The organism is Vibrio sp. V43_P6S15P86, assembly GCF_009904725.1.
GTDB classification, from domain to species: domain Bacteria; phylum Pseudomonadota; class Gammaproteobacteria; order Enterobacterales; family Vibrionaceae; genus Vibrio; species Vibrio diabolicus.
The window spans coordinates 1-10,311 of sequence record NZ_WXWT01000311.1; the positions used below are offsets into that span (position 1 = coordinate 1).

Annotated in this window: 13 protein-coding genes; 3 read left to right on the forward strand and 10 right to left on the reverse strand. The window is 44.3% G+C overall.

The features are described 5' to 3' along the window. Window positions 1-119 precede the first annotated feature (119 nt). Both CAG69_RS13795 and CAG69_RS13800 read right to left on the reverse strand, forming a co-directional pair. On the reverse strand, window positions 120-830 hold the full coding sequence (locus CAG69_RS13795; protein WP_005379425.1) for a 3-deoxy-D-manno-octulosonic acid kinase: 711 nt from the start codon (window positions 828-830) through the stop codon (window positions 120-122). An 11-nt stretch (window positions 831-841) separates the two neighbouring features. Beyond that, window positions 842-1,249: a diacylglycerol kinase gene (locus CAG69_RS13800; RefSeq protein ID WP_145473343.1), complete on the reverse strand. Its 408-nt coding sequence runs from the start codon at window positions 1,247-1,249 to the stop codon at window positions 842-844. A gap of 107 nt (window positions 1,250-1,356) precedes the next feature. Here CAG69_RS13800 and CAG69_RS13805 point away from each other — a divergent pair, with 107 nt between their 5' ends. From CAG69_RS13805 to CAG69_RS13815, 3 genes are read left to right on the forward strand one after another with little or no spacing between them, the layout of a single operon-like run. Further along, window positions 1,357-2,412: a glycosyltransferase family 9 protein gene (locus CAG69_RS13805; RefSeq protein ID WP_161444725.1), complete on the forward strand. Its 1,056-nt coding sequence runs from the start codon at window positions 1,357-1,359 to the stop codon at window positions 2,410-2,412. A 35-nt stretch (window positions 2,413-2,447) separates the two neighbouring features. Continuing rightward, window positions 2,448-3,215: a glycosyltransferase family 2 protein gene (locus CAG69_RS13810; RefSeq protein WP_047103887.1), complete on the forward strand. Its 768-nt coding sequence runs from the start codon at window positions 2,448-2,450 to the stop codon at window positions 3,213-3,215. Beyond that, the gene (locus CAG69_RS13815; protein ID WP_161444727.1) at window positions 3,212-4,000 is read left to right on the forward strand and encodes a glycosyltransferase family 2 protein; all 789 of its coding nucleotides are present in this window, start codon (window positions 3,212-3,214) and stop codon (window positions 3,998-4,000) included. The genes CAG69_RS13810 and CAG69_RS13815 overlap by 4 nt, the downstream gene beginning before the upstream one ends. 31 nt (window positions 4,001-4,031) lie before the next feature. Here the strand turns inward: CAG69_RS13815 and CAG69_RS13820 are convergent, their stop codons facing one another. From CAG69_RS13820 to CAG69_RS13855, 8 genes are all read right to left on the reverse strand, one after another. After that, window positions 4,032-4,967: a glycosyl transferase family 90 gene (locus CAG69_RS13820; protein ID WP_053303391.1), complete on the reverse strand. Its 936-nt coding sequence runs from the start codon at window positions 4,965-4,967 to the stop codon at window positions 4,032-4,034. Further along, window positions 4,954-5,436 (reverse strand): pantetheine-phosphate adenylyltransferase, encoded by a 483-nt coding sequence (gene coaD, locus CAG69_RS13825; protein WP_017820709.1) that lies wholly within the window; start codon window positions 5,434-5,436, stop codon window positions 4,954-4,956. The genes CAG69_RS13820 and coaD overlap by 14 nt, the downstream gene beginning before the upstream one ends. A gap of 86 nt (window positions 5,437-5,522) precedes the next feature. After that, the gene (gene mutM, locus CAG69_RS13830) at window positions 5,523-6,332 is read right to left on the reverse strand and encodes a bifunctional DNA-formamidopyrimidine glycosylase/DNA-(apurinic or apyrimidinic site) lyase (protein WP_053349744.1); all 810 of its coding nucleotides are present in this window, start codon (window positions 6,330-6,332) and stop codon (window positions 5,523-5,525) included. Between the two features lie 102 nt (window positions 6,333-6,434). After that, window positions 6,435-6,911, reverse strand: a complete 477-nt coding sequence (locus CAG69_RS13835; RefSeq protein WP_025998646.1) for a hypothetical protein — start codon at window positions 6,909-6,911, stop codon at window positions 6,435-6,437. Window positions 6,912-7,183: 272 nt separating this feature from the next. After that, the gene (gene rpmG / locus CAG69_RS13840; protein WP_004410866.1) at window positions 7,184-7,354 is read right to left on the reverse strand and encodes a 50S ribosomal protein L33; all 171 of its coding nucleotides are present in this window, start codon (window positions 7,352-7,354) and stop codon (window positions 7,184-7,186) included. A gap of 13 nt (window positions 7,355-7,367) precedes the next feature. Then, entirely contained in the window at window positions 7,368-7,604 is a 237-nt protein-coding gene (rpmB, locus tag CAG69_RS13845) for a 50S ribosomal protein L28 (RefSeq protein WP_005384783.1), read from the reverse strand. Window positions 7,605-7,906: 302 nt separating this feature from the next. Continuing rightward, a complete protein-coding gene (gene radC, locus CAG69_RS13850; protein ID WP_017820707.1) occupies window positions 7,907-8,581 on the reverse strand; it encodes a RadC family protein in 675 nt (224 codons plus the stop codon). Between the two features lie 114 nt (window positions 8,582-8,695). Then, a partial coding sequence (locus CAG69_RS13855) for a methyl-accepting chemotaxis protein (protein ID WP_161444729.1) occupies window positions 8,696-10,311 on the reverse strand: 1,616 nt, incomplete at its 5' end.

The window sequence follows — 10,311 nt, forward strand, 5'->3', positions numbered from 1 at the left end:
TGTGCCATCAGATACACATGAATACTTTATGATTATTGTAGTTTATAGACTCACTCGAGCATCGTGAGACTCAAGAAGGCTTACTTAGAGCAATCAATATAAAATGATAAAAAACTCAATTAAGATTGAGAAGCATAACCGTCCTGAAAATGTTCAAAATCGGACTCTTGCCAAATAATCTGTCGCTTTAAACGCTCTTTATTAAATGAACGCAGAAGTCTATTTAGATTTTGATGCTTCCAGTCACCAGAAGTTTCAAAACGACACTTATCAAAATCGATAATCCATACCTTATCTTTGTCGTCGATCAAGATATTGTGGATATTCAAATCGGTATGGTTAACGCCAACCTGATGCATCTTGGCAATTTCTTGCCCTATTTTCTGATACATTTCTACCGATAAAGACTGTTCTTGCAAGATACTAACCAGATCTCTGGCGTTTGGGATTCGCTCACTTAATAAATCAGCTTGATAGAAGAGTCCTGACTTTACGGCTCTTGCTGCAATAGGACGAGGAACGTGTACCCCAGCCTCAATTAGCGCCAACAAAAGCTGAAACTCTTGCGCACAACGGGTGTTATCCCAGCCAGAGAACCAATAATGATCGTTAACTAACTTCCCAAACAAACCGCCACGACGGTAATGACGTAGTGCCGCTTGCATGTTCTCTAGTTGGATAAACCATGTCGTGCCTCGCCCCGTCGCACTGCCAACCACCTTGTCGGAGGACTGCCAGTATTCCGCATCAAATATCGGTTGGCTAGGGTCTGTAATGATCTCGTCATCAAACCAGATCACTTGGTTGTTGTTTTTATACTGTTGAGTCATACGCTCACCCTCTAGCCTAAATACCGGCTGGCTAATATATACAACCAAGTAAATGCAGCAAACGCCAAAGCAACCATAACGGCAGCAGAGCCTATATCTTTAGCTCGACCACTGAGTTCATGCCGTTCAATACCGATACGATCCACTACCGCCTCAATAGCTGAATTCACAAGCTCTACAATCAAGACTAACACCACGACCCCGATCATTAAGATACGCTCAACCATGCCGACATCCACTAGCCAAGCCAAAATCACAGCGAAACTCAACAGAGCCAACTCTTGTCGAATGGCAGCTTCATGCTTAAAAGCCGCTTTTAATCCTTGGATCGAATAACCCGTTGCTTTAACGATGCGCTTTAGCCCGGTATTACCCGGTTTGCCAGATTCTTGCGATTGATGCGGTGTTATCTTTGACATTGCAGAACACTTATCAGTACTTAGCTATATTCGAGCCGTGTATTTTACATTTATTGGGGATGTCTGCATAATTTACCTGCCTCTATTCATCGAATCAGACAATAATTATGTTCACTTCTGCCCCATCGTCATTATGCATCTTGCGTTTGTCCGCTATTGGAGACGTTTGCAATACCATCGCCACCGTTCAAGCTATTCAGAAACACTGGCCTTCGACCCAGATTACTTGGATAACGGGTAAACTTGAAGCCCAGTTATTAGCCGCCATTGATGGCGTAGAAGTGATTGTTTTTGATAAAAAAGCGGGACTTGATGGCTACAAATCACTTTGGCGACAGCTGAAAGGCAGAGAGTTTGATGCGCTATTGCATATGCAGTACGCGATTCGAGCGAGTGTCGCAACGTTGGGCATTAAAGCAAAATACAAACTTGGTTTCTCTTCTGATAGAAGCCAGGACTTTCAAACACTATTTACCAATGTCAAAGTGCCTTCCCCGCAACCTCTGCATGTCGCAGATGGCTTAATGGCCTTTGCCCATCAAATTGGGGTACCAAAGGCAGGACTAGACTGGGTACTTTCTTATTCAGACCACGACCAAGCTTGGGCAGAGTCTCATATTTCTCGTAGTAAACCTAACCTGCTGATTGTGCCTGGTGCGAGCAAAGCTTATAAAAACTGGAACGCGGAAGGTTATGTGGATGTGATTCATCACGCCAGAGCAAAAGGCTGGAACGTGATTCTGGCAGGCAGCCCTGCTCAGGTAGAATTGGATCTGGCAGAGGCCATTCAATCTCGCTTGGAAGAACCGTGTCTAAATTTAGTTGGACAAAGTTCAATTCTGCAAATGCTTGCGTTAATAGATAAGGTTGAAATGGTCATCGCCCCCGATACCGGACCAGCACACATGGCGAATGCAATGAAAACACCAATCATCGGGCTCTATGCACACCATAATCCGCTGCGAGTGGGACCTTACCGTTATCTAAAATACGTTGTCTCAGTGTATGAAGAAACGATCTTTGCGGAAACAGGTAAAAACAGTCACGAGTTAAGCTGGCGAACTCGCGCTAAAGATGAAACGGCAATGAACCGCATTACCAGCACTCAAGTAATGAGCATGTTCGATCAAGTCTTAGAAGATTTGTATCCTCAATACCAGTAAACTTACTGTCTTGATTTGTTAAGAAGGAAATGACCTTGTCCAAACCAACCTTAGCCGTTGCCTTAATTGTAAAAAATGAAGAGAAGCACTTACAAGCTTGTCTAGACACAGTAAAAGATTGGGTCGATGAGATTGTCCTTCTAGACTCGGGCAGCACTGATCGCACTGAAGAAATCGCCCGACAATACACAGATAAGTTTTACACCAACCTAGATTGGCCAGGATTCGGTAAACAGCGCCAACTGGCGCAGCAATACGTTACGGCAGACTACGTTTTGTGGCTTGATGCGGACGAACAAGTCACTCCAGAGCTAAAAGAAAGTATCTTACACGCGGTATCAGCCAATAAGCCGAACGTTTTATACAAACTTAATCGACTAAGCTCAGCGTTTGGTAAGTTCATCTACCATTCTGGTTGGTCTCCAGACTGGATTGTGCGCTTATATCGCACCGAATATACACAATATAATGATTCGCTCGTTCATGAAAAAGTTGATGAGAAAAACTATCAAACTGAAAAGCTGGATGGTCGACTGCATCACTACACTTACGAGCACCTTCATCATTACATCAATAAAACCACTGGTTACCTCAAGGCTTGGACAGATGAACGGGAAGGTAAAAAGAAAGCGGGGTTAACGACCGCTATCGTTCACGCTCTTGCGAGCTTTTTGAAGATGTATGTGCTCAAACGAGGTTTCCTTGATGGCAAACATGGCTTCATTCTAGCTTGGCTAAGCATGCACTCTACTTTTGTAAAATACATCGATCTCTACTTACGTGAACAGGCAAGAAAATCATGAAAACGACTTTAATTATCACCACTTACAACTGGAAAGAAGCATTAAAAGCGGTGTTAGAAAGCGTGAAACGTCAAACCGTTTTGCCTGACGAAGTAATTGTTGCAGATGACGGTTCTCGAGACGATACCAAAGCAATGATCAACCAACTGCGTGACGGCTTTCCAGTACCACTTATTCATAGCTGGCACGAAGATAATGGCTTTCAACTTTCAATGAGCCGCAACCGTGCGATCGCAAAAGCATCAGGTGACTACCTCATCATGATTGATGGCGACATGGTGTTGTCTCAAACGTTTATTGAATCACATAAGCAAGTCGCAAAGCCAAATTGGTTTGTGCAGGGTGGACGCGTGTTAACGGATGAAAACTGCAGCAAGGCCATCATGGAAAACGGCTTAGTGCCTTCTATCTTCAGCAAAGGCATTCGCAATCGTAAAAACTGCATCACCAACGCTTTGCTATCGAAATGGTTCTCTTACGAGCGCAATAACGATAAAGCCACTCGCGGTTGCAACATGGCGTTTTGGCGACAAGATGTCATCGAGGTGAATGGCTTCAACCAAGATTTTGTTGGATGGGGACGCGAAGACAGCGAGTTTGTTCATCGCATGTTGAATGCGGGTAAGTCACGTCTTTACCTAAAATTCGCAGGTGTAGGCTACCACTTGTACCACGTAGAAAACTCTCGCGCGTCACTCGGACAAAATGACGAGATTTTAGAGAACACCATTAAAAACAAGCTTAAACGCTGTGAGAATGGTGTTGATCAATTTCTAGAAGCTTAAGATTATAAAAAAGGGGCGTTTCGCCCCTTTTTTATTGTTGCTGAGATAAAGCGAAGTACTTATCGGCAACCATCAATGAGATCAAACGCTCTTTACGTTTATCTTTGAACTGCTCAACCCACTGGTGCGCATTTTCAATGATCGCTAATGCTTCTTGCTCATTCGCTAGGTAATAATCCATCTTTTCGGGCAAATCCGAATAGTCATCCTTCACTTCAACATAGTGGACGCCTGCCTCTAACTTACCTTCCATAAACCAAGTCTCATATTTTGGCTTTGACATAATAACCAAGGAGTTAGACGACATAGCCCACTTAAGGTTGGTGGCCACATCATTGCCTTCTATACAGAGCAAAAACTTATACTGCAGTTGCTCTTCAATACTCATAAAGCCCTTTTCCCATGGTTTCCCTTCTACCGGGCGGGTCTGGCCAATATTGCATTGCGGATGGTTGTAAAACGCATGAATCACCTTTTTACGATGCGGCTGAAAACCCACGCCGCGCCACGCTACCATGTCCTTTTTATCTTGATAGCGAACAGGATCATCAATAAATTTAAAATGACGAACTTGATTAAGTTTCAACACCACTGAATTTTGGTTGTTACCAAAAATAGGGCGGCTTTTTATAAAGCTCGGTACATTGGGGATGTGTGTAACATCGCCGTTGATGTAGTTAAACGCAAAACTGGAAGGGAAATAGCGTACAACTTGGCGAAGATCGAAAAAATACGTCCAGCCTTTCGTTTTTTTGAATGTATCGATGGTCGAGTAACTTTGTTCTCGGCTATCAACTGAAAACGGCGTTTCACACTTATTGTAATAGTTCACCCGCTCAATACAGCGTTGCTGCTCTGCTTCGGTCAGATTCGAAAGTAAACGCTTGGCTTGTGCTCGATATACAAAGCGAGGGATAAGTATCGAGAGAGCGTTTGAGAAATAATAAGGGAACTTACTGTCTTTCATTGAGTTTTTCCCCAATCGCGATGGCTACTGGCTTGGGAACGAATTGTTCGATACTTCCGCCATGAATCGCTACTTCTCTCACGATAGTCGACGATAAAAACGCAAACTCTTCTTCAGGAGTTAAAAATACGCTCTCGATTCCTGGTAATAGCTTTCGGTACATGTTGGTCAGTCCAAACTCGTATTCAAAGTCTACCGTTGTTCGTAAACCACGAATAAGAACCTTAGCTTTCTCATTTCTCGCGAAATCCACTAATAACCCGGAGAACCCCTTTACCGTCACACCAGGTAAATGCGCTACAACGTCCTGCATCAGTGCAACGCGCTCTTCCAATGAAAACATAGTGTTCTTCGATGGGCTTGCGGCTACGCCAATCACAACCTCATCAAACATTTCGTGAGTACGTTCTATTAGATTGAGGTGACCATTAGTCACTGGATCAAAAGTGCCCGGATAAATGACTTTCATATAATTTACTAAGTTATTCGAAACTGATTGAATTATTGAGGCTCGAGCGCAAGATTACAACAACTTAAGCTCGATAATAGCTCGACTTACTTCTGACACTCACTACAAAAGAAGGTATTACGCTGGCCAATCTTTAGCTCTTGAAGTCGTTCGCCGCACTCTGGGCATGGCTCTCCGGCTTTTCCGTAAACTAGTAACTCTTGTGCAAAGTAACCCGGCTTTCCATCGGCTTGCGCAAAGTCTTTCAGCGTAGTCCCACCTTGCGTAATGGCAATCTCAAGTGTCATTTTGATATTTTCAACAAGTAACCCCCACTCTTGAGAAGTCAACTTACCTGCGGGCCTTGAAGGGTGAATTCGAGACTTAAACAACGACTCATTCGCGTAGATGTTCCCAACACCAACCACGACTTTGTTGTCCATGATGAACTGCTTGACGGCGACACGCTTATTTTTAGCTTTCTCCGCTACATATTCCGCATTGAACTCTTCAGTTAAAGGCTCAGGCCCCATGTTTGCTAGCACAGCATGTGACTCGCCAGGAGCACACCACAGCCATGCCCCAAAACGACGCGGATCGTTATAACGCAGTATTTTTCCACTGCTTAGTTTGAGATCCACATGATCGTGCTTTGCTGGCGGAAAGTCAGCATCTAGGACACGTAAAGACCCAGACATGCCCAAGTGAACAATGGCTGTACCTGTGTTTGTCTCGATCAGTAAGTATTTCGCACGACGGCTAATCGCACGGATCACCTGCCCTTCCAATTTTTTAAGCTCTGTAGGAATATCCCAGCGCAATTTAGGCGTTCGAAAAGTAAACGACTGGATCGTTTGTCCAACCATGTGGGGGCTAATCCCCATACGGCTGACTTCAACTTCTGGCAACTCAGGCATTAGATTCTCCAATTCACCGGCTAATAGTTCTCGCTGCTAGCATAATCGAAAAGAAAAACGATAAATAGGGAAGCTTATTAGGGGTATAGGCGAAAAAAGGCTCTACTCTGGCATAAGGTAGTTTTCATCGACGGAGATAGCGACCCATTTGTCTTGCCAGGTTTTAAATAGCCAAAAATCAGGTAAACGAAAGAAAGTCACCCGCTGCGGCTCTTCGAGATCCTGATACCAAACTTCTACCGTTTCAGGTACCGCCAGGTTAGGTTTTAAATGATCGTACTGTTCTGAGGTGAGCTCGGTCCCTTCCAATGATTGCCAGCGTGATACAAGTTCACTGATCGGTGCATCAACTTTGATGTTGGATTGCCACCGTCCATCATGCAGCTCGAACTCCCAGCCACTATAGTACAAAGACTCCACCGTATAGTCGGAGCGAAGTACATTTGGGTAAGGGTCTGCTTGATCTGTTAATAGGTAAGTTTTGATCCACATCGGCGCATTTAAGATCACTATAAATGCGATAATGCCCAGAATAAGAATATTGTTCCATCGGCGGCGACGAGCCGGACTCACACGCATAACCATCTCTACTCTCTTATCGTTATGAGTAAATTACCAAAGAGTATTGAGCTTGACTAGAACAACGGTGTGCAAGTGTGTAGGGAGTGGTGACTAAGCGGCAGAGGCGATCAATCAAAAATTCGAGTATAGAGTCGGACCAGTAGAATAACTTCAGCAGTGCCTTATAACCCGATGACGTACTGAACCTTTTCTTCAGCACTTTTATTCACGTAATAAAAAACCCAACTCGAAAGTTGGGTTTTTCAATTCCTCAAAGAGACTGAAACCAATTATTTGATTTTTGCTTCTTTGTACATAACGTGCTGGCGAACTACTGGATCAAACTTTTTGATCTCAAATTTGCCTGGCATGTTACGCTTGTTCTTATCAGTTGTGTAGAAGTGGCCTGTACCTGCAGAAGATACTAGACGGATTTTCTCACGAACGCCTTTCTTTGCCATTGCTTATTTCCTCTTAAACGTTTTCGCCACGTGCACGCATGTCTGCAAGAACAGTATCAATACCTTTCTTGTCGATGATGCGCATACCTTTAGCAGATAGACGTAGTTTAACAAAACGTTTTTCGCTCTCTACCCAGAAACGATGAGTTTGTAGGTTCGGCAGAAAACGACGCTTAGTAGCATTTCGTGCGTGTGAACGGTTGTTACCCGTTACTGGACGCTTACCAGTTACTTGGCATACTCGTGACATGAATGTCTTCTCCAAAATCGTTTCAGCTCGATATCAACCTTGGTGGCCGAACCTCTCTATCTCTCGAAAAGAAGTTAGAGGTTAAGAACCGCTATGGAAAATCCATACAAGGCTATCAAAGGTCGCGCATTATACTAACTTGATATGCATTGCTCAAGACCCGAACAGATCCTTTTTACAGGTTTTCGTGATCTTTTTTTAGACAGCAGATTTTTTTAGCAGTCCAAGCTGAATTCAGTTAAAAATTTAGTGGCGTGGATGATAGCAGATTTTTAGCAACTAACAACCTAAAAAACGCACAGTTATATCCAGCCTCTTTCAGCAAAAGAGACACTTTCCCCATCTCCGATGACGAAATGGTCCAAAATACGAATATCCACCAATGCTAATGCGTCGATGAGACGCCTTGTAATCCTTCTGTCAGCTTGGCTCGGCTCAGCGACGCCTGAAGGATGATTGTGCGCCAAAATCAAAGCCGCCGCGTTATGATGTAGAGCACGCTTGACGACTTCTCTCGGATACACCGACGCTGCATCCAACGTTCCTTCAAATAAAATTTCATCTTTTATCACTCGGTGCTGGTTATCGAGAAAAAGAATATAAAAAGCCTCTCTTTGCCGATCCCTTAAAATAGAAGACAGATATAACTTAGTTTGGTCGGGACTGGTTAAGGCATCACCACGCTTTAGCGTCTCCGCCAAGTAACGTTGTGTCATTTCTAGTACCGCTTGCAATTGAACATACTTGGCTTGCCCCAATCCTTTGTGACGACAAAACTCTTCTTCTGATGCTGAAAATAGTTGTCTTAGCGAACCAAAGTCTTGAATAAGGAAATCTGCAAGCTCAATCACGTTCATTCCGCGGGTGCCTGTGCGCAAGAAGATGGCCAGTAGCTCAGCATCGGTCAAAGCTTGCGGCCCTCGTTGCAGTAGCTTCTCTCTGGGCATGGACTCATTTGGCAAAGCTTTCAGTATCATCTGATGTCTCTTTATATGGAAAGTGTCCCTATTCCACAAAACAAAAAGCGAAAGTCGAGTATGACTTTCGCTTTCTTCGTACCATCAGTGCTTTCCATGCAACTTAACAGTTCATCAGAGTTTAAAGTTGCCAACCAAGCCGTGAATTTCCGTTCCAGACTGTGATAGCTGCGTGCTGATTGACTCGGCATGCTGCAACGTCTCATTAATTTTGTTCACGATCTGTTGAATAGCCACTAAGTTTTGGTTGATGTCTTCTGCAACTGCACTTTGTTCTTCGGCGGCAGACGCGGTTTGAATCCCCATATCTCGAATCGTACCGATAGAATTATGAACACCAGAAAGAGATTGCTGAATGAGCGCCGATTCTTCCGCCGTTTTGACACCTCTTTTTTGGCTCACCGACATCGTACTGACCGCTCTTGATACACCATTTTGTAGCTGCTTAAGCATGTCACCAATTTCATGAGTACTATTTTGTGTACGACTGGCTAACGAGCGCACTTCATCCGCAACGACGGCAAACCCTCGACCTTGCTCACCGGCTCTAGCCGCTTCAATCGCCGCATTTAGGGCCAACAAATTCGTTTGCTCGGCTATCTCGCCAATCACATCCAGCACTTTGGTTATTTTTTCAGTCTGTAAACTCAACTCAGAAATTGCATCTGACGTGCTGTCTATCTCCGTCACGAGTTCGGTAATGCCTTCTATTGCTTGCTCGACCTCATGCTGAGCAGCGGTGACTTGACTGTTGGCATCGTCAATTGCCTGCGCGGTCGCATTAGTATTGCTGGCTACTTCTTTGGCAGTCATGCTCATTTGCGTCACTGCCGTCACGACTTTGTCCGTCTCTAAACAGTGATCCTGCATTTGACCGCTCGCTTGGCTGGTCTGAGTGTTCAGGATTTGGGAAACGGTCTGTACTGTCGTCGCAGAGCGATGAATGTCCTGCATCAGTGGGTGCAGCTTATCCATAAAATCATTAAACGCGGCCGCCACTTCACCGACTTCATCCTGACTTTCGACTTTTAAACGAGCCGTTAAGTCACCGCCGCCTGCGGCAACATCTTTTAATGAAGCCGCGACATGTTGTAATGGCTGAATGCCTTTAGACACCACGATACTGGTGAGAACACTGGTAATGATCAATCCAATAACGGAAATCAACACGGCAGATAATGTATGCTCTTTTAGCTCTTGAGTCTTTAACTCTCTGTGCATCGCAACTTGCTGGTCGATGTCATCAATATAAACGCCAGTACCTAAAACCCAGTCCCATTTCGATAGATATTCTGCATAGCCCAACTTAGGCGCTTGTGCGTCAATGGTCGGTTTGTGCCACGAGAAATAGAGGAACCCATCCCCTTTTTGAGAAGCGTCAATCAAGCCCGCAATAACTGCGACCCCATTTTCATCTTTTAAGTCGTAAAGGTTTTTACCCTCTAATGCAGGTTTGATGGCGTGCAACGTATTCACACCTTGAGAGTCGTAGGCAAAAAAGTAGCCATCGCTTTCAAAGCGCATGGCTTTCAAAATTTCTTTTGCTGCCTCTTTATTACTTCCATTTACATCCGCGTCGTATAACGGTTTTATCGCCGTCACGCCCATCATCATGTAGGCTTGTAACTCTTTCTTTTTCGTTTCGATGAGCTCTTGCCTGTCTCTTGCCAGCTCCGCTTCCAAACTTTTACTGCTGTTGATGTAATACACCACTGAGATCAACGTAGTGA